Raw genomic sequence first — 19,825 nt, forward strand, 5'->3', positions numbered from 1 at the left:
TGGATCGGAAGCATAAACATCATACAAAACATAAAGTGAATTGACAGATGAATAGACATTTATGTATATTGAGCCTACTAGTTATAGACAAAATGTCTAATATAAAGGTGATAAAATGGACACGATGACGTTTGGCATCAAACAGCTGCTCGAGAGGCCGATTTTTCGCGCTGCGCGGCTGGTTGCAGGACGGGAAGGGATTCATCATCCCGTCGGCTGGGTGCATGTACTTGAAATTACGAATGTGGCTCCGTATGTGAGTCCGAATGATTTGATTCTGACGACGGGTCTGTGGCTGAAGCAGAACGAGCAGGAACGGTTTGCCTATATGAAACAGCTGATCGACCAACAAGCAGCCGGACTGTGCATTGAGATGGGCACTACCGTTGATAACATTCCGAAGGAAATTGTGGAGCTGGCGGACCTGCATCATTTTCCGCTCATTGTGTTCGAGCAGCCGGTGCGGTTTGTGGAGATTACGCAGGACATTCATGCTCTGATTATTAACCGGCAGCATCAGTTTCTGAAGGAGCTGGAGGTCTACTCGCGAAAGCTGCAGCGTCTAACCCTGGAGAGTACGGGAATCGCGCAGATCTTGAAAGCCTTCCATGAGCAATCGTCTAGGCAGGTGCTGTATTTCTCGTCGCTCGATCACAGCATTTTCTACCCTGCATTAACGACTAAAGCATCGGGGCCGATTTCGAGCTTCCTGCAGCGGCAAATGGATACCAAGGCGCTCTCTGCCAAAGACGTCTCCATTCTGTCGATGAATGCACAGCAATTGCTCGTCGTGGAGCCTGTTATTTGCTTTGGTCAGACCTTCTCCTATGTCGGTGTGCTCCTGCACAATCGCGCCGAGATTACTGAGTCGTTGACGCTGCTGCTGGATTACACCACGAAGGCCGTTGCCGCGATTACGCTGCGCACCGAGTTTCTGGAAGAGAAGATGTCCCGCGACCATAATGAATTCATCCTGGATATTATGAACAACCGCATCGAGAACGAGGACCAGGCGCAATCCCGAATGGGGCTTCGTCAGTTGAGCAAAGGCGAGTATTTGTTCGCCAGCGGCATTATCGAAATTCAGCATACGGCTGACATTGAACCGATTACCATTGAGGCAGATAAGCAGGATATGCTCATCTTGGTTCGACAGCTGCTGAAGAAGCACGGGCTGTACAATCTGGTGATGATCCAGAATAATCGCATCTATATGCTCTGCGCCAAAGACGCGCTGCATAAGGAATCGCATGTCAATTTCCAAGCGACGCTCATGCGCCTTGCGGAGGAATTACGAGCCTCTGCACATGAACCGACCAAATCCTTGAAGCTCCATGCCGGCTTCGGCAAGCTGCGCACGCAAATCGTGGAATCATCCAGAAGCTTCGAAGAAGCGCAGCAGGTTATTGATGTGGCTCGAAATGTAGCGACGCAAGAGGGCTGCATGTTCTATGACCGTCTTGGTGTGTACCAGCTGCTGAAGGCCGTTCCGAAGTTATCCTTCCTCGCTTCTTATGTGGATGACCATCTTGGCGAGCTTATCGCCTATGATAGGGAGCATCATCTGCAGCTTATCGAGACACTGGATGTTTATTTGGCTTGCATGGGCTCGAAGCAAGAGACGGCGGCGAAGCTTCACATCCACCGACAGACGCTCTATAATCGGTTAGAAAAGCTCAGCTTGCTGCTGGGAGAAGACTTCCTGGAAGCCGATAAACGGCGCTGTCTGGAGATGGCGCTTGTTGCCTATAAGCTGAAGTAAGGGGATGCGGGGAATGAAATCATCTAGGTTGTACTATGGCTGGGTAGTGGTCGGCATTGTGTTTCTGACGCTGCTCGTTTCGGCGGCGATTAATTCCGTACCCAGCGTTCTCATGCTGCCGCTCGAGAAAGAATTCGGCTGGGATCGCAGTGCGGTATCCGGCGCGATCTCCATTCGTATTCTGCTGTATGGTTTAATGGGGCCGTTCGCAGCGGCTTTCATGGCAAGATATGGGGTACGCAAAATTATGGTGATCTCCATGCTGCTGCTTATCGTCAGCTTATCGCTTACCCCGATCATGACGTCGATTTGGCAAATGACTTTGCTGTGGGGCATCATGGTCGGGATCGGCACCGGATCTCTGGCCAATGTGCTGGGGGTTACGATTGCGGGTCGTTGGTTCGTCACTCACAAAGGGCTTGTAATCGGCATGCTCACGGCGAGTGCCGCCACCGGTCAACTGCTCTTCCTGCCGCTGCTGGCTAAGCTGACGGAGGATATCGGTTGGCGGACTGCTGTATATACGGTTGTAGGTGTGCTGGCGGTACTGACACCGATCGTGGGAATCTGGATGCGCAACCATCCTTACGATGTTGGCGTATCCGCGCTCGGTACAACCGAAGTAGTGAAGCCTGTACCGTTTACCGGTAATCTGTTCTTCACCCCGATTCAAACCTTGCTCGGCGCTGCGCGGAACGGGACCTTCTGGCTGCTCGCCGGAACGTTCTTCTTCTGCGGCTTCTCCACAAACGGACTCATCGGGGCGCATCTGATTCCGGCTTGCGGCGATTATGGCATTCCGCTTGTAACTGCTGCGGGCCTGCTGTCGCTGATGGGGCTGTTCGATCTGGTCGGCACGACGTTGTCGGGCTGGCTGTCCGATCGTTTCGACAGCCGCTGGCTCCTATTCTGGTATTATGGCCTGCGCGGACTGTCGCTTATCTTCTTGCCCTATGCGCTCGGCATGGGCTATATGCAGCTGACCGTATTCGCAGTCTTCTACGGACTCGACTGGATCGCGACTGTTCCGCCGACCGCGAAGCTGGCTTCCGATACCTTCGGCAAAGAGAAGGCCGGCATGATCTTCGGCTGGGTTGTCGTGGCGCATCAAGCGGGCGCATCACTTGCGGCCTATGAAGCGGGACTGCTGCGCGTTTGGCTCGGCAGCTATACAGTGCCTTTCGTGATGTCCGGCTTTCTCTGTTTGCTGGCGTCGCTCATGGCGCTGCGTATTCGTCGTAACAGAGCTGCTTCGATTCAAGCAGCATCCTAACCTAAACGGATAAATCAAAGAAGCCTTCTTCCCGGCAGGGGAAGAAGGCTTCTTTGATTTATGTTGTCGATAATCCACCGGTCAGATCATTCCGATTCGCAGGTGATTCTACAGCGTTGCAGAGCCGCACTACTTCCTTCAGATGTGCGCCGGAAACAGGCGCGCTGGGTGAATCACTATTAACCGGTTGCTTAACAAAGTATAACCGATGCTGAATTTCATCGAAGAACTCCACTTGATCCATCTGAACGACGTAACATCGATCGACTTTCTTAAAACCTTCGCCTACTAAGAAGCGCTCATGCTCTTCAAACGTGGAAATTTGACTGTAAATACCTTCTCTTGTTTGATAATAGACCTCGCCGCGGTAGCTGCGCATGAGAAGAACGTCCTCAAGATCAATAGAAACGATATCGAACTCTTTTTTATTGTATCTTTTTACGACTGGAATCTTCATCGTGCACACCCTTTTTCTTCATTCATTTGGACACATATCTTCATATTACCATGTCTCAAAGAAATGGATATGACATTTTCTTGGAATTACCGATAGTTGGACAGTAAAAAAGAGACGCGGCTCGCAGGATGCGCGAAGCCGTGTCTCTCGTTAATGAATAGGTGCTGCTATTGGTGCATGTTTGTGTAAAGCTGCCAAGTAACGCCGAATTTATCCGTGACAACCGCATAGCCTGGGCTGAAATGCGTTTCAATTAGCGGCACGCTGACTTGACCGCCCTGTTCGAGCGAGGCAAATACTTGCTTGGATGTATCTACATCGTCCGTGCACAGGCAGATTGTAACTTGGTTGCCGAGCTGATGAGGCGTACCCGGGAATGCATCGGAGAACATAAGGTCTGTCTGGCCGACCTTTATTGTTGCATGGCCGATTAGATTCTTAGCTTCTTCCGGGAGCGGCATCTCCGGGTTCTGCGGCATCTCTCCAAAGGTTTGCATCATGACTACTTCTGCATGTAGAGCTTCTTGATAAAATGTAATCGCTTCCGTTGCATTGCCGTTCATAACCAGATAAGGGACCAACATTGTAATCATCTTATAATCGCTCCTTTGTAATTGAGGTGGCCGTATCAGTATGGCCAGTAACGTCATCATACAATACCGAACATATGTTTGCAATGTTGGTTTTTTTGGTAAGGGAAAAGGGATTCGATTATCTGGAAATTCATTATAAAATACCAATTAGTGGTTAGAATTATGATAAAATAAAGTACATGCTGCTCTGGCATAAATCAGCGGATAAGGAAGAATGAGATGACACCTAGACGCACAATTCATAAGAGTTGGTTGATCATGGTCTTGCTTATAAGTACATTATTCTGCTGTTCCGCATTCACATTTGCAGATGGACAAAGCTTGGCAGTACCGAGTAGTCACGGCTCAGTCCAGATGTTGGACAAGAACTGGTCGTTCTATTGGAACCGTTTACTAACACCGGATGAAATCCGCCATGCGAGAGCGGATCGGATGGTGAACCTTCCGTCCATGTGGGAGGATTATACAATTAATAATCAGAGGCTTGGCTCAGTCGGATACGCTACTTATGCCAAGACCATTCGCATAGAAGAACAGACGGGTAGCTGGGCGCTGGAGATTCCGCCTATCTACAGCGCATATCGAGTATGGATTAATGGCGAGGTTTATGAAGGTGTTGGTGTTCCGGAACGTCTGCACAAGCTTCTGCAGCCGGTAAAGCGGTGAAGCTCATCTACTTTCATAAATCGGCAGCGGACATTCAGATCGTGCTGCAGGTCTCTAATTATGATAATGCTCAAGGCGGTATCTCGCAGCCACTCCGAGTTGGTGAAGCTTCGGCGGTTACGGGAAAGGATCAATTAAAGCTGGCTATTGAGCTATTTGTGGCCGGTGCTTTGTTTATTATGGCTATGTACCACTTCGGCTTATATGTTCGGAGGTTGAAGGAGCGATCGACGCTTTATTTTGGCCTCGTCTGTCTGTTTGTAGCGGTTCGGAGTCTGTTCGGCGGACGGATTGTGATTGCCAGGCTGATGCCCTCCATGAGCTGGGAAACCATGCTTACCATGGAGTATTGCTTAATCTATCTGACCATGCTTGCCTTCGCATTGTTTATCAGCCGCTTGTATTCAGCAGAATTCATCAAGCTTGCGATCCCGATCATTGCTTGCGGCTGCACCTTATTCTTCATCTTGACTGTAACTAATTCCGCCTTTTACTTTACATCGCTGCTGCCCTATATTCAGGTGTTTCTGCTCGTGTATGTCCTTTATTTAAATGTAGTGTTCCTCTTGGCGATGGTTCGAGGGAGGGAAGGCGCGCGCATCGTATTCATCTGTCAGCTTATCATGGTTGCGGCTATTGTTGTAGATATCTTCGCGCAGTATGACTGGCTGCCGAATTACAATTTAACTCCGCTTGGCATCTTTTGTTTTGTATTTGCGCAATCGTTCATTCTATCCGTACGGTTCTCCACAGCGTTTGCATCCAGCGAGAAGCTGCTGAGCAATTTCAGAATGCTCAACTTCACCTTGGAGCAGAAAGTCCGTGAGCGAACGCTTGAGCTTGAAGAGGCGAACCGCGAGCTGGAGAAGCTGATATGGCTTGATGCCATGACAGGTATTGCGAATCGGCGCAAGTTCGATGATGTCGCGAAGAAGCTGTGGTCGAGTGCAGAAGGGACTCCTGTTAGTATGATGCTGATAGATCTCGACCACTTCAAAGGATACAATGACGCCTACGGGCACTTGGCCGGTGATGCATGTTTGAAGCAGGTTGCAATTGCGCTTCAAGAGCAAGCGAGACTTATGGGCGGAATGGCGGCAAGGTTTGGCGGCGAGGAGTTTGCCGTTATCGTGCAAGCGGATAGGGAAGCTGCAATCTATATGGCGCTTGAGCTGAGAGAGATAGTTCGGAAGCTGCAAATTCCCCATGCCGCATCAAAGACGGCTTCCTATGTGACAGTCAGCTGCGGCTGCGCAACAGGTAATACGGAGCAGTATGGATCTCTGCAGGCACTGATTCAGCAGGCAGACAATGCGCTTTATGCAGCGAAGAAGCTGGGGCGGGATTGTGTGCAGTTTGCGGCGGCGGAGTAAGTTTGGCTAATGAGAGATGACTTCTGAGGTAGATTTACTCGGTCATCTTTTTTTTGCATTGGCTGCGGCTTGGTGACAGACTTCATGTCACCAATAGGGTGATATAATGAGGTTGAAATGAGGGATGACAGTGAGGCGAATGGACCGACTGATGGCGATCCTCATCGCGCTGCAGCAAGAGCCGGCAACTGCCAAACGATTGGCGGACAAATTCGAGGTGACGAAACGAACGATTCTGCGGGACATGCAGTCGCTCGCCGAGATGGGGGTTCCCTTGTATGCGGTATCGGGTCCATCAGGAGGCTTTCGGTTGATGGAGAGCTTCCGGCTGCCGCCGCTGCAGCTGGATTCCAGCGAAGCCTTATCCGTCCTCTTCGCACTTCGCAGTTTGACGCGCATGGCGGATACACCGTTTCAGCAGGCGAGATGGACGGTGATGGATAAGCTGAAGGCCATTATGCCGGAGCAGACTTTGGCGCATATCGAGTCCATGCTTCATTATGTGGAGGTCGAAGTACCGCAGCGCAGCGTCAAATCCCCGTATTTGTCCGATTTATTGGCATACACCGCCGAATCGAGATGGCTTCGCGTGCGGTATCGTTCGGAGAAGCATACCCGCTCGTTAGAAGTGCTGCCTCGTAAAATGTATGCTGCGCACGGGTATTGGTATTGCGAGGCGTATTCGATTTCCCATAACGAGCAGCGGACATTTCGGGTGGATCGCTTCGAAGCGATGGAGCTCATGGAGGTGCCTGGCGAAGAGGTGGAGCAATTGGCTCGGGAAGCCGAGAGTCCGGTCGGCAGCGATGAGGGTACTACCCGCATTATTGCGGAGTTAACGTACCGGGGAGCGCTATTGGCCGAGCAAGACTTCCATATTGGCGACAACGTGAAACAAGTCGCGGATGAGCGTTGGGAGCTGGATTTTATGTGCCCGGCTTCGGAGTGGCAATGGGCGGTCAAGTTGTTCTATTCGCTTGGCATGGATGCTGAAGTGAAGGAGCCCCGGCATTTGCGGGAGGAGCTGCTTCGGATGGCAAGGCAAGTATGCGACAGATACAGCCAAGGAATAACAGTGGAGTAGGGATACCTATTATTGAGGAGGTTGTTCAGGATGGGAAATCATGAAATTCTCGAACGGGCACAATCATTTCTATACAAAAACGGCAGATTGATTGATCGGAGACGGTTCGAATATTTCTTCGAGAATGGTACGAAAGAGGCGGTCTTCAGCGCACTGCGCGCTTACCGGAATAAGGACGGCGGTTTCGGACATGCGCTGGAGGCGGATATTCGCTGCCCAAACAGTCAGCCTGTGCCGACAGAGGTCGCGCTGGCGATGATGGATGAGATGGACGACGGGTATGATTCGGATATGCTTGACGGTATTATCCGCTATGTGCAGAGCATTACGTTACCGGATGGCGGGGTTCCGTTCGTCTTTCGCAGTGCCGCGGCTTACCCGCATGCGCCTTGGTGGAATGCAGAGCGGGATGATATCGCTTCGATTAATCCAACCAGCCTGCTTATAGGCACGTTATATAAGCAGCAAGTACGGACGGATATTTGGAAGGAAGAATGGTTCCAGCGAAATACAGCTTATATCTGGCGTACGCTCGAGCAGGAGCAACCGCATGGTTTTCATGATGGCATTCAGTGGATTACGTTTCTTCAGCATACACCTGAACAAGAGAAAGCGGCTCCGTACCTAGCTTGGATAGAGGATTGGCTGCAGCAGCCCGGGATTATCGAACGAGATCCGGAGGCCGATGGTTATGTGCAGAAGGTGCTGGATTGGGCTCCGCAGCGCGGCAGTTATGCAGGCAAAGTGATTTCGGATGGTGAGCTCGATCGTCATCTTCATGCTTTGATTAAGCAGCAGCGAGAGGATGGGGGCTGGGGCATCAGCTGGGAGCCGGTAGGTCCGGGAGCGGAAGCCGAATGGCGTGGTTTCGTTACGGTGGAACGCTTAAAGACGTTAAAATCTTATGGCATGTTGTAAATCGCAAGCAGACATCCGAGTGGGAAGAGATAGCCTCCTGCTCGGATTTTCCTGTATGTATCTATGGTTTCATTATGGAAACAAGGGCACTTTCATGTGCCTACTTCTTGATAATCACCCTTTGTCGTATGATAAACCTATATAACTGACAAGGGGAGAATACAGATAATGAATATTGCATTATGGGTCGCTCAAATTCTATTAGGGCTTATGTTCTTGATGGCAGGGATCATGAAGACATTCCAATACGAGAAGGTTAGAGCGACCATGCCATGGGCAAAAGATTCTTCTCGGGGGCTAGTTCTTCTCGTCGGCTTATCCGAGCTGCTTGCGGCAATCGGGTTTATCGTGCCAACTGCAACGGACATTCTGCCATGGTTGGCCGGCGTTGCTGCTATTGGTATAGCGGTAATCATGGTACTGGCAATTGGGGTTCATGCCAGAAGAGGCGAGAACCAAGCGATTGTCATGAACGTCGTTCTACTGGCAATTGCTGTGTTTATTGCAATTGGAAGATTGGGTTCATAGGAGTATGGAAAGGCCGCTAATCTCCGGAGAAGGAGACTGGCGGCCTTTTGTTCGCTCATCTATTCGAGCAGTTCAGCTTGGTATTGCGCGAACAAGGCTTGCATCGCTTCCGGATCTCGCTGCTCCATCGCGTGAATCGCATCAATTAACGATTGAATGCGCTTGTTCATGATAATCAGATAACGTGCAGGCTCCGGCGCCGGATTCCAGAAAGTATGCTTCACGCCGCGAGGGGCAATGACGGCACTGCCGCCGGCTGCCTCCACAACGGAGTCGCCGATCTGAATAGCCAGCTTGCCTTCAAGCACATACCACGCTTCATCATCTTCATGATGAACATGCAGCGGCGCAATGCGCATCGGTTCGGTGTCCGGCAGACAGCCTTCAGCGGTCCATTCGGCAATCACCAGATCAGCGCCGATGGCGGAGAGGGTTTGTCCTAACATAGGTAAAGCGGTGATAGGGGCGTTCTTTAATTCGGACATGATGGGCGGCCTCCTCCAGCATAAATTAGTCGTGCCAAAAGGTTATTCACATAGTTATCCCCAGTGTCAACAGCCTTCAACAGCAATACGTGTATAAGTATTGGGGACGTATAAACATATCCACAATTGAAGTTATCCACATCGGGATACAATATCGTAACCGTTTCCTTCTAATAAAGACGCTGTGCATACCCTTCTTCCAATCGTCGTGCAATGACCTCCGCATCCGAGCCGGGAAGCTTCGCATGGTCCGCGATCATTCGCGGAGCAGATGGCAGTGACTCCTTATCCGCCCACGAATCGGGGTTCCATAAACCCGCTCGAATAAAAGCTTTGGCGCAATGGATGAAACATTCTTCAACGTCTACAGCAATGCCAAGCAGCGGTTTACGGCCGTTATAGGCCATCTGCTCCAGAAGCTCATCGTCCCTTACGAGGAATGCTCGTCCATTAATTCGAAGCGTTTCCCCAAGTCCCGGAATCATGAAGAGCAAACCAATCTGTGGATTGGATAAAATATTCCGCAGCGAGTCCATGCGTTTATTCCCCGGTCGCTCCGGAATCACTAAGCGCCGCTCATTCTGGATCAGCACGAATCCCGGATAATCGCCGCGCGGCGAAACGTCGCAAGAGCCGTTGCTGTCCGCAGTCGAGATGACCATGAATGGAGAGCGGCTTATGAAATCGGTGCAATGATGATCCAGATGAGTAATCGTCTTACGACTCACGAGTTCGCTAGGGAATCCTATAAGCGCGCGCAGCTCCTCCTCGGTTTCAATTACGTCGTTATAAGCTTCATTGGCTTTCATAATTAGGTTCACACCCCTAGTAGTTGAACGGTATAATGAGTTAACATATATGCCGGACCAGAATGAATAGGCAACACCTCGAAGGAGTTGAGCCCGTTTGCACATTGCCATAGATTTGGATAATACCGTTCTGGACGCGACGGCAGCGCATGTAACCTATTATAATATGGCATCCGGAAAGGCGCTAACCGCCGCGGATATTCAAGATTTCTATATCTATCGCTCCTATGGTTGGAACCGGGAAGAACGAGATATCGCTTATGCGAAGCACGGCCACGATATTCATTGGCATTCGGCACCATATCCGAACGCAGCCGATATGCTGCAGCAACTCTCACTTGAGCATGAGCTGTCTATTATAACGGCAAGGCCAATGCTGTTCCGGGATGTTACAATAGATTGGTTGAACCGTCATAAGTTCACTTACAACAATATCTCATTCGCCGAAAATAAACTTGAAGCCTGCATAGCGGCTAATGTGGATATATTGATTGATGATGCGCCTCATTATGCGGAGGAGTTTGCTCGCATGCGTAAACCGATTATTTTGTATGATCAGCCTTATAATCGAGCGGTTACGAGTGAGTTTGTCCTGCGTGCCGCCGATTGGGCGGAAGTGAACCGGCATATTCAGCGTTTAGCCACGGGCTCAGGTAAATAGACAACTAGAATTGGAGAGAGAATACGAACATGCTTGCTGCAATGATTCATGGGTTTATATTGGCATTGGGATTGATTTTGCCGCTTGGGGTTCAGAACGTGTTTGTGTTTAATCAAGGTGCGGTTCAGAGTCGATTCCGCAAGGCGCTGCCTGTCGTAATAACGGCGTCGATCTGCGATACATTGTTGATCTTGCTGGCTGTACTCGGCGTATCGGTGCTTGTCCTGCAGTTTGTTTGGCTGAAGACCATCCTGTTCGCGGTGGGAATCCTGTTCCTTCTCTATATGGGATGGCTGACTTGGAGGAGCAAGCCGGCAAATCGGGACTCATCATCCGCCGAGGCTCTCGGAGCGAAGAAGCAAATCGCTTTTGCAGCGTCGGTATCGCTCCTCAATCCGCATGCGATTCTGGATACAATCGGCGTCATTGGGACAGGCTCCCTGCAGTATAGCGGTGCCGAGAAAGTGCTCTTCACGGTGGCCTGCGTAGTCGTTTCGTGGCTCTGGTTTACCAGTCTGGCCGCGGCCGGCCGACTAACGGGCAGCCTGGACAAATCAGGGCGAATCATGATTGCGCTGAACAAAGTTTCCGCTGTTGTCATGTGGGGGACGGCTGTTTATTTGTTTGTTACTTTGGTGAGTAAGTAAAGAGTGAGAGAAGAGGAAAGAACCGTCAGGGCAAAGGGCCTTGGCGGTTCTTCTTGTTCTGACTTTGAAAGGTAGTTAGGCGCGTAAATGTTGCAGCAAATGCAACATCCTACCCATCACACAGGTCAAAACCAGCCCTAATGTTGCATGAATTGCAACATTTTAATGAAATTAGGCAGCTAAGAAGCCATAGGAGGTGAAAATGTTGTATGACATGCAACATCTCCCCGATGATCCACTTTTGCGAAGGAAATGTTGCACAAAAGGCAGCATTTGAACAAACGGGGCCCCCACATTCGGTTAGGAGTTGCATAAAAGGGAACCACAAACGGATACGCCATACTTGCGAGGTGATCCAGCATTAGCTGCAGCTGCAGCTAAAGCTACAGCTGAGCCCGGCTATTCAATAGAGCCGCTTCTTCCTCCTCAATGCGTTTGGGATCAATGCGTTCGAATAACAGCGATAAGCTCTGAATCTGCTGATTAGCCGGAACGGTAATAAGGTTCCAAGCAGGCTGCCCGAGGGAGAGGAAGGTTCGGATACGCTCACAGGAGAAGGGGATGAACGGCTGCAGCAGATTGGCTAAATTCGCTATGATCCCTACGCAGGTATGAAGTGTAAAGCCGCAATCCTCCCGATTCTCCTTGATCTGTACCCATGGCTTCTGCTCATCGAAATATTTGTTGGCCTGCCGGATTTGAGCGAAGATCAGCTCCAGCGCTTCTTTCAAGCGGCCTTCTTCAATTAGAGCCCCGGACTCCAGGTACAGCTCCGTAAGAATCTGCTTCCACTCTTCGCTAAGCTCGCCTGCGGGAACGCGTCCATCGAATGATTTGGCGATAAAAGCGAGCGTGCGGTTCACGAAATTACCGAATGCGCCGAGCAGCTCCCCATTATGACTGTGGATAAACTCCCGCCAAGAGAAATCCGCATCCCGTCTCTCAGGGCCATTGGCGATGAGAAAATAACGGATGGAGTCCGGCTGATACCGGCTCATGATGTCAGGCACCCAGACCGCCCAATTGCGGCTGGTCGAGAACTTCTTCCCTTCCAGCGTCATGTATTCGCAGGAAATAATCCGATCCGGCACATGCAGTCCGCCTCCACCCAGAAGTACGGCAGGCCAAATTAACGTATGGAAGGGGATATTGTCTTTGCCATGCACATAATAAGCCGTTATAGTCGCTCCTCCATCCTTCCAGAAGGACTCCCAGCTTCCGCCGGTCTCAGCAGCCCACTGCTTACTGGCTGAGAGATAACCGCTGACCGCTTCGATCCAGACATAGATTTTCTTATCCTTGAAGCCTTCAATCGGTACATCGACCCCCCAGTCTAGATCTCTCGTTGCCGCTCGATCAAGAAGGACTTCTTCTAAGTAACGCCTAGTCAGTTGAACGGCGTTCTCTCGCCATCCATGCGACTTGTCAGCATAGGCCGCCAACTCATCTTGGAAACGGGAGAGCGCGAGATAGTAGTGCTCCGTAGGTCGTACGGTAGGGGGATTGCCGCAAATTTTGCATGACTTATCCAATAGATCCGCTGGGTCGAGTATGGTGGAGCAAGCATCGCATTGATCACCTCTGGCGCGGCTCCCGCACACGGGACATATGCCTTCTACGTAGCGGTCCGGCAGAAACCGTCTATCCGTCTCGCAGTAGGTCTGCTGAATCGTTTTCTTATATAAATGGCCATTCTCGAGCAGCTTTAGGAAGATCTCCTGCACGACCTGATGATGGAAGGGCTGATCCGTCCGCGTATAGAGGTCATAGGTGAAGCCAAGCTGTGCGAAGCAATCGGCAAATTCCTGATGATAGCGGTCCGCAATATCACTCGGCTTGACGCCTTCTTGAATCGCTTGAACCGCGACAGGAGTGCCGTGACAATCGCTTCCTGATACGTACAAAACTTGCTCGCCCTTGGAACGGTAATAGCGTGCCAGAACATCTCCGGGTAATAAGCTCGCCAATCGCCCCAAATGCAAGGAACCATTCGCATACGGCCAAGCGCCGCCAATAAATACAGGTGCCATCCACATTCCCTCCTTTTATAGAAAACAGAAAACAGAAAAAGCCCTCGTCCCGAAGGGACGAGAGCTGTGCTCACGTGGTACCACCCAATTGTATGAACGCCTCGCAGCATTCACCTCTTCGGGTACGTCGCGGTTTGCGAGTATACCCTAGCACGGTAACGGGTGCAGGATCCGGCGCAGCCTACGCCCATTGAGGGTTCGGTGCTCAGCTCAGAGACCATATTCTCGCGGTTATTCTTTACCCCTTCGCACCGGCCGGGGCTCTCTGTTAAAGACATCAACGCGATACTCTTTCTCTTCACAGCTTTTATTTGAATATTCAGCTTATTCGAGATTATAGTACACAATATTTTCCAAGTCAAGAACTCTTATGAGGGTACAATATGCCGCTCCGAATCGAATTGTGCGAATTAGCTCTTGCGCCTATTTTCCATATAATGCTAGCATTTAGGATAGTAGACTTCCAAACAAAGCGGAGGGATCATAGCATGCTGCAGCAGCACAAGGATATGATTCAAGTGAATAAAGAAGGCTGGAATAAAGTAGCGAATCAGTTTTTTGAAGGCTCATTCGAACGTCTATCCTATGGTGCCTACGCCCCCACGGAGGAAGAATTAAACTTGCTGGGGACGATAGCAGACTGCGCGATCGTCGAAGTAGGTTGTGGAAGCGGGCATACGTTGGAATACCTGGCCAACCGGGGAGCGCGCGAGCTCTGGGGCGTTGATTTGTCGGGTGCCCAGATTGAGACGGCAAAGCAGGTTGTCTCTAAATTGGACAAGCCGGTCGTCCTCATTGAAGCGCCTATGGAAGAGATGTCGGAGCTGCCGGAGAACTATTTTGACAAAGCGGTATCGATCTATGCACTCGGCTGGACCGTGGATTTGCCGCGGACGTTAAGTCATATTCACAGAAGCTTGAAGCCGGGCGGCATCTTCGTGTTTAGCTGGGAGCATCCCGTACATAGTGTGGTGGAATACAGCGATGAAGTGTTGAAATTCAGACGCTCCTATGTGTCAGAGAGCTTCGAACGGCATGAGGCTTGGCGAGGTACACCGATTGTGATGCACAATCGGAAGGTGAGTACGTTCATCAACGCCTTGATCCGCGCCGGATTCGTCATCGATGCTGTTATTGAAGAGTCTGAGGTGGATGAAGGAGACACGGTCAATTCGGCAAAATGGTACTCCGGAACAAAGGCACGCATCATCCCATCAACGCTCATTATTAAATGTCATAAATCCCGGGTCGAAGGAGAACCGAGCTAATGGATATTTTTATACTAGGCGCGTCAGGGATATCGTTCCTTCTTGTTGCGCTGCTAACTCCGCTGCTCATCTGGGGATTGCGCACGCTGAAGCTAACGCAGCCGATACGTGCAGAATTGCCGCCGGATCATCAAGCGAAACGCGGTACGCCGCTGATGTCGGGATTAATCCTGTTAATTGGCATTATGGTATCGGTCTACGTGCATCCCCAGCCGATGGTGCTGTTTATTGGCACAACGTTTGTTTTATTCGGCATCGTGGGGTTCCTGGATGATTTTCGCAAGGCTGCATTTCAAGATCCACAAGGCATTTCCGGCAAAATGAAGCTGGTCCTTCAGTTCACCTTTGCCTGTATGCTGCTGCTTGTATTGCTTCAGCAATTCGAGTTAAGCACAGATATTATAATATTTCGGGGATTCTCGCTGGACTTACCGCCGTGGCTATATCTGGTGATCATGCTGCTGTTCATTGTGGGCTCGGCTAATGCCATTAACTTTACCGATGGGTTGGACGGGCTGTTGATTAACGTTGCGATCCCGACCTTTTTCTTCTTCTTCGTTATCTCCGAGAGAGTCGAAGTGCAGACGTTCTCTCTGGTCATGATCGGTTGTCTGTTGGGACTGTTTATCTATAATATTTACCCTGCAAAAGCATTTATGGGCGATACGGGCTCACTTGCGATAGGCGGTTCACTCACCTTCCTAGCAGTCATCGAGAAGGTAGAGATTCTGATTCCGATTCTGTTCATTATCTATCTGGCCGAGCAGCTGTCTGTGATTCTGCAGGTGTGGTATTACAAGAAGACGAAGCTGCGAATCTTCCGCATGGCTCCGATTCATTATCATTTTAGCTTGAAATATGGGTGGAGCGAGAACAAAATCGTCATGATCTTCGGGTTTGTGTCGTGGCTGGCAGCGTTTGTTTCGTGGTTGCTGTGGAAATATGTGATGTGAGGATGCGAGTGGCTGCCGAGGGGCAGCCTTTCGTATTGTCACGTGGCGCGGATAGCTGGGATGGGAAGCAAGTATAATGCGTTTGCGGTTGAATGTTGCACAATGTGCAACATAATGGAGTAAAACTAGTCCAATTCTTGAAGATGTTGCACAATATGCAACATTCCCAACAAGAGAGGGCCTCTGGGAGCTCATCTGCTGAGAAATGTTGCATTCCATGCAACAATTGCAGCATTTCGTGCTTGGATCGTCTGATTTGTTGCATATTGTGCGGGCTCTTCCCGCCCGGAGCAAGCATGCAGCCAGCCGGGAAGAGCCCGCACAGAGCCGGCACGAAGAAGGACTGTCCCAAAAGTCGCGGCTGCGTACTTCTGAGTCAGTCCTTCTTGGCGTCATCTATTCCACGTAGCGGATAAACGACAGCAGCAGATCCTGCCGGTGGTCGCCGAAGTCGGCGCCGAAGAGGTTAAGGCCGCGGCAGTTGACCGCGTCCTCGGATACTTCCAGCCTGACGCGGATCGGCTTGTTGTATTGGAGACCAAGTGACGCAAGCGTCGTGCCTTGCGCCGTCACTTCGCCGTTCACTTGGCTGCCGGATGCGGTAACGCGCCACTCGGTCAGCTTGCCGTATTCGGTGCCGCTCTTCCATTTGTCCGGGGTCAGCTTGCCTTTGCGGTCGCCGAGATCGCCGGGGCTTGTCCATGTGCCGACAAGCTGATCGTTAATGAGCAGGGAAATATCGGAAGCCCAATCCATCTGGAAACCCGCTGTTTCAGAACACAGCTCCGCGCTGAACCACAGCTCATTAATCGCAACGCCGGGCGGCATCGGATTGGCAAAATAATACTCCACATAACCAGCCCCGGCGAACCAGATCAAGGAAGCCTCTACGCGTTCAGGCAAGTAGAAGGCACGAGGATCATCAACGGAGCCCAGCTGCGTGCAATCGCGAGTGACGATACCGCATGTAGGTTGAACGGAGCAGTGCGCGTACATGCCGATCGGCATGCGAAGTTCCTCCGTGCGAAGCAATCCTTCGCCGAGCTTGACGGGCAAATCCAATTGAATGGAGCGGCAGGTGACGGAGCAGATTTTCTCCCTGCTCGCACCGAGCGTGGAAGTAATGAGCTCGACGTTCTCCAGGATCTGCACGTTTACGGAAATGGTCGGCTGCGCGACGCCGAGCGCTTCGGCGAGTTGGCTGACGCTCATTGATTTCTCGCCCAGCGCTTCCAGGATGCGGACGCGAACGTCACCGGACAACGCTTTGGCCACATCGATCAGGCGGGTGGAGGGATATCGAATGGTATCTTGTTTGAGTTCACTCATGAGCAGTTTCAACCCTTCATCGTTCAGTTCTTTCTTTATCACCAGTGTACTCTATAATTGGTGTATTGTAAAAACATAATACGTATTGATTAAATCATATACGAATGCTAAAATGATGGCAATTCCAAATCCATCATCTGAAAGGTTGTGCTTCCCTAATGGCTGCTCAAGCTTTGAAATCTGCACAAACAGAAATGCCGCGTCCCGAGTACCCGCGTCCGGATTGGCAGCGTCAAGATTGGCTGAATCTGAACGGCGTATGGGATTTCCGCCTAGATACTGAAGAGAATGTAAGCGATTACGCGTCCCTGCAGCCTACAGCTCAATTTGATTCCGAAATTACGGTACCTTTCTCATGGTCCAGTCCGTTGTCGGGTATTGGCCGTAATGATACCGGTACAGGCTGGTATAAGAAGACTGTAGCGTGGGCGCCGGCAGAGAGCGAATCGCTCGTATTCGTGCGTTTCGGCGCCGTTGATTATCGCTCCGATGTATGGGTGAACGGCGTTCATGTCGGCTCTCATGCCGGCGGCTATGGCAGCTTCGAGTTCGAAGTCAGCACGGTGTGGAGAAACGATGCGGAGAACACGATCGTCGTACGCGCAGAAGACTTCGACCGCAGCTCGCAAGCACGGGGCAAGCAGGGATATGGCGAAATACGCGGAATCTGGCAGCCGGTATGGCTGGAAGCAAGACCGAAGGCATATATCCAATCGGCTAAGTTCATTACCAAAATAGACGGCACCGTTGAAGTGAATGCTGCGATTACTGCGCAGGAAGCCGGAGAAGCGACTCTGCTATTCAGCTTTGCTGATCAGTCGGTGCAGCATACAGCAGTTGTTCAGCTCGAGGCAGGCAGCAATGCGATCACTGTTTCCTTCACAGTAAGCGACCCACAGCTGTGGAGCCCGGAATCACCGTATCTGTATGAAGGTGAACTTACCCTCAGCAGCGGCACAAGCACCGATACCGTTTCCACGTACTTCGGTATTCGTGAATTCGGAACGGCATTGTTCGGTGACCGCTCCTACCGCTGGATTACGCTGAACGGCAAGCCGGTTTACTTGAACGGCACACTGGATCAGTCGTTCCACAAAACCGGTTATTTTACCTATCCAAGCGACGAAGAGATGCACGATGAAATTTACTTGCTGAAACGCCTTGGCCTAAATATGGTCCGTATTCATATCAAACCGGAAGAGCCGCGCAAGCTGTACTGGGCGGATAAGCTCGGTATGCTGGTTATGGAAGATATGCCATGCTTCTGGGGCAACCCTGATGAGACGGCGCGCGCTTCTTATGAGAGTGAAGCCAAGGAAATTATCGACCGTGACTACAACCATCCATCCATCTTCTGCTGGGTCATGTTCAACGAAACTTGGGGACTGAAGACCAACCCGCAAGGGGGCGGGTTAACGGGGGAGCCGGGCCAGCCGAGCTCGTATTTGCCGCAAACGCAGGAGTGGGTACGCGAAATCTACCACTGGGCCAAGCAGACCGATCCATCCCGGATCATCGAAGATAACTCCCCATGCAACTATGACCATGTCGAGTCGGATTTGAATTCATGGCATTTCTATATCAACGGCTATGAACAGGTGCGCGAGCATGTAACCGAGATCGTGGAGAAAACCTTTCCGGGCTCAGATTTCAACTATATCGGCGGCAACCTGCAAGGCGATGCTCCGCTCATCAACAGTGAGTGCGGGAATGTTTGGGGCTTTACCAGCGGCGCAGGCGACAGCGACCTTGCTTGGCATTATCGGTATATGCTCAACGAGTTCCGCCGCCATGACAAGATGTGCGGATTCGTATTCACGGAATTCCGCGATGTGACGAATGAGTTTAACGGCTACTACCGCCTGGATGGAACGGACAAATATTTCGGCTACGAGGAGTTTGTACCGGGTATGTCGATTGCCGATCTGCATACGGCAGACTTTATCGTCATTGACGCACCGCCATGTCAGACACTTCAAGCAGGCACGCAGGTTGCTGTTCCGCTGCTGCGCTCCAGCTATTCGGATCACTATCACGGACAACAGCTGCAGCTGAGCTATGAGCTGTGGTATGACAATCTCGGTATCCGCACAGTTGCTGATCAAGGTACAGTCGAGCTTAACTGGGATGGCTTCGGCGTAACAGCAATTGACGCGCCGCTTACCGTTACGATGCCGAAACAGGATGCAGTTGCCGTGTTGGCGGTATCCCTGAAAGACGCCTCCGGTAAAGTTGTAACGCGCAACTTCATTACGTTCGATGTGCGCAGCGGAAGCGAAGATGGCGTTTACGATGCAGAAGGCCGTTTCGTCAATGTACCGGTTACGTCATTCGTTGAGCAAAGCTTTACCTATCAGTGGAACGCAATTCAAGGCTTCAAAACAAACGGCGGCGGAGAAGGCCATTTCGTTTATGACATTAATCTGCCAAGCCAAGCCGAGCAGAACGTGATCCACCATATGGATATCCGTTTCGAAGCAAGCGCGAAACGACTGCTTGCCCGCAATGTGGAAGGGGCCACGGATCGCGCGCATACCATTAGCTTCATGCATGGAGCTAACGCAGACGTGGAGCGCAACAGCAACACGTACTACATGACAGATGAAGAGCGTCATGAATCCCGCATTCATGTTCTCATTGACGGAGAGCGTATCGGTTCGTTCCTGCTTCCGGATAACCCTGCGGATAGCCGGGGCGTTCTGTCCTGGCAGTATCAAGAGGTGCATAACAAGCTGGACGAAGCCGGATCCTTCGGTTACCTGTGCAACGTAACCGTGCCAAGCCGAATTACAGCGAAGCTTGATCGCAGCCGCAGCTTCAAGCTGACGTTCGAGGCCGAGCAAGGCGGTCTTGCCCTCTACGGACGAAATGCCGGTCGTTATCCTTTTGATGTCCTGCTACAATTGAGATAGTAGACGATTCACGACATTAAATGTGAAGAAAGCAATATGAACCAGACGAACAAGTCGTCCCACAACGGGACGGCTTG

At 51.0% G+C, this 19,825-nt stretch carries 18 protein-coding genes and 1 other annotated feature; of the genes, 12 read left to right on the forward strand and 6 right to left on the reverse strand.

Annotation, left to right across the window (positions count from 1 at the left end):
- The first annotated feature begins 115 nt into the window (after positions 1 to 115).
- Both AC0YN4_RS19545 and AC0YN4_RS19550 read left to right on the forward strand, forming a co-directional pair.
- Positions 116 to 1,762, forward strand: a complete 1,647-nt coding sequence (locus AC0YN4_RS19545) for a PucR family transcriptional regulator (protein WP_475783455.1) — start codon at positions 116 to 118, stop codon at positions 1,760 to 1,762.
- A gap of 13 nt (positions 1,763 to 1,775) precedes the next feature.
- Positions 1,776 to 3,035, forward strand: coding sequence for an MFS transporter (locus tag AC0YN4_RS19550; protein ID WP_475783456.1), 1,260 nt, complete (start codon positions 1,776 to 1,778; stop codon positions 3,033 to 3,035).
- A gap of 58 nt (positions 3,036 to 3,093) precedes the next feature.
- Here the strand turns inward: AC0YN4_RS19550 and AC0YN4_RS19555 are convergent, their stop codons facing one another.
- Together AC0YN4_RS19555 and AC0YN4_RS19560 are read right to left on the reverse strand one after the other, a co-directional pair.
- Positions 3,094 to 3,492: a LytTR family transcriptional regulator DNA-binding domain-containing protein gene (locus AC0YN4_RS19555; RefSeq protein ID WP_475783457.1), complete on the reverse strand. Its 399-nt coding sequence runs from the start codon at positions 3,490 to 3,492 to the stop codon at positions 3,094 to 3,096.
- Positions 3,493 to 3,659: 167 nt separating this feature from the next.
- On the reverse strand, positions 3,660 to 4,085 hold the full coding sequence (locus AC0YN4_RS19560; protein ID WP_475783458.1) for a VOC family protein: 426 nt from the start codon (positions 4,083 to 4,085) through the stop codon (positions 3,660 to 3,662).
- 321 nt (positions 4,086 to 4,406) lie between these two features.
- Here AC0YN4_RS19560 and AC0YN4_RS19565 point away from each other — a divergent pair, with 321 nt between their 5' ends.
- The 5 genes from AC0YN4_RS19565 to AC0YN4_RS19585 all read left to right on the forward strand — a co-directional run bounded on the left by AC0YN4_RS19565 (position 4,407) and on the right by AC0YN4_RS19585 (position 8,654).
- Positions 4,407 to 4,751, forward strand: a complete 345-nt coding sequence (locus AC0YN4_RS19565; RefSeq protein WP_475836549.1) for a hypothetical protein — start codon at positions 4,407 to 4,409, stop codon at positions 4,749 to 4,751.
- Positions 4,748 to 6,124, forward strand: coding sequence for a diguanylate cyclase domain-containing protein (locus AC0YN4_RS19570; protein ID WP_475836550.1), 1,377 nt, complete (start codon positions 4,748 to 4,750; stop codon positions 6,122 to 6,124). Before AC0YN4_RS19565 ends, AC0YN4_RS19570 begins: the two co-directional genes overlap by 4 nt.
- Positions 6,125 to 6,248: 124 nt before the next feature.
- Positions 6,249 to 7,208: a helix-turn-helix transcriptional regulator gene (locus AC0YN4_RS19575; protein WP_475783460.1), complete on the forward strand. Its 960-nt coding sequence runs from the start codon at positions 6,249 to 6,251 to the stop codon at positions 7,206 to 7,208.
- 30 nt (positions 7,209 to 7,238) lie between these two features.
- Positions 7,239 to 8,126, forward strand: coding sequence for a hypothetical protein (locus AC0YN4_RS19580; protein ID WP_475836551.1), 888 nt, complete (start codon positions 7,239 to 7,241; stop codon positions 8,124 to 8,126).
- 168 nt (positions 8,127 to 8,294) lie between these two features.
- A complete protein-coding gene (locus tag AC0YN4_RS19585) occupies positions 8,295 to 8,654 on the forward strand; it encodes a DoxX family protein (protein WP_475783462.1) in 360 nt (119 codons plus the stop codon).
- A 59-nt stretch (positions 8,655 to 8,713) separates the two neighbouring features.
- On the opposite strand, the gene AC0YN4_RS19590 is transcribed toward AC0YN4_RS19585, so the two are convergent.
- Entirely contained in the window at positions 8,714 to 9,139 is a 426-nt protein-coding gene (locus AC0YN4_RS19590) for a cupin domain-containing protein (protein WP_475836552.1), read from the reverse strand.
- Between the two features lie 170 nt (positions 9,140 to 9,309).
- On the reverse strand, positions 9,310 to 9,948 hold the full coding sequence (locus tag AC0YN4_RS19595) for a pyridoxamine 5'-phosphate oxidase family protein (protein ID WP_475783464.1): 639 nt from the start codon (positions 9,946 to 9,948) through the stop codon (positions 9,310 to 9,312).
- Positions 9,949 to 10,045: 97 nt separating this feature from the next.
- Here AC0YN4_RS19595 and AC0YN4_RS19600 point away from each other — a divergent pair, with 97 nt between their 5' ends.
- Complete coding sequence (locus AC0YN4_RS19600; RefSeq protein WP_475836553.1) at positions 10,046 to 10,609, forward strand: 5' nucleotidase, NT5C type; 564 nt, start codon at positions 10,046 to 10,048, stop codon at positions 10,607 to 10,609.
- Between the two features lie 29 nt (positions 10,610 to 10,638).
- On the forward strand, positions 10,639 to 11,256 hold the full coding sequence (locus tag AC0YN4_RS19605) for a LysE/ArgO family amino acid transporter (RefSeq protein WP_475783466.1): 618 nt from the start codon (positions 10,639 to 10,641) through the stop codon (positions 11,254 to 11,256).
- Positions 11,257 to 11,639: 383 nt separating this feature from the next.
- Here AC0YN4_RS19605 and metG read toward each other — a convergent pair whose 3' ends face one another.
- Positions 11,640 to 13,286, reverse strand: a complete 1,647-nt coding sequence (gene metG, locus AC0YN4_RS19610; RefSeq protein WP_475836554.1) for a methionine--tRNA ligase — start codon at positions 13,284 to 13,286, stop codon at positions 11,640 to 11,642.
- A gap of 50 nt (positions 13,287 to 13,336) precedes the next feature.
- Positions 13,337 to 13,597, reverse strand: a binding site (T-box leader).
- 177 nt (positions 13,598 to 13,774) lie between these two features.
- Here metG and AC0YN4_RS19615 point away from each other — a divergent pair.
- Together AC0YN4_RS19615 and mraY are read left to right on the forward strand one after the other, a co-directional pair.
- Positions 13,775 to 14,554, forward strand: a complete 780-nt coding sequence (locus tag AC0YN4_RS19615) for a class I SAM-dependent methyltransferase (protein WP_475836555.1) — start codon at positions 13,775 to 13,777, stop codon at positions 14,552 to 14,554.
- Entirely contained in the window at positions 14,554 to 15,507 is a 954-nt protein-coding gene (mraY, locus tag AC0YN4_RS19620; RefSeq protein WP_475836556.1) for a phospho-N-acetylmuramoyl-pentapeptide-transferase, read from the forward strand. The genes AC0YN4_RS19615 and mraY overlap by 1 nt, the downstream gene beginning before the upstream one ends.
- Positions 15,508 to 15,903: 396 nt before the next feature.
- Here the strand turns inward: mraY and AC0YN4_RS19625 are convergent, their stop codons facing one another.
- Complete coding sequence (locus tag AC0YN4_RS19625; RefSeq protein WP_475783470.1) at positions 15,904 to 16,878, reverse strand: ArsR/SmtB family transcription factor; 975 nt, start codon at positions 16,876 to 16,878, stop codon at positions 15,904 to 15,906.
- A 116-nt stretch (positions 16,879 to 16,994) separates the two neighbouring features.
- Between AC0YN4_RS19625 and AC0YN4_RS19630 the strand changes: the two genes are divergently transcribed.
- The gene (locus AC0YN4_RS19630; protein WP_475783471.1) at positions 16,995 to 19,748 is read left to right on the forward strand and encodes a glycoside hydrolase family 2 protein; all 2,754 of its coding nucleotides are present in this window, start codon (positions 16,995 to 16,997) and stop codon (positions 19,746 to 19,748) included.
- The last annotated feature ends 77 nt before the right edge of the window (positions 19,749 to 19,825 follow it).

The sequence above is a fragment of the Paenibacillus sp. J22R3 genome, from assembly GCF_056269305.1.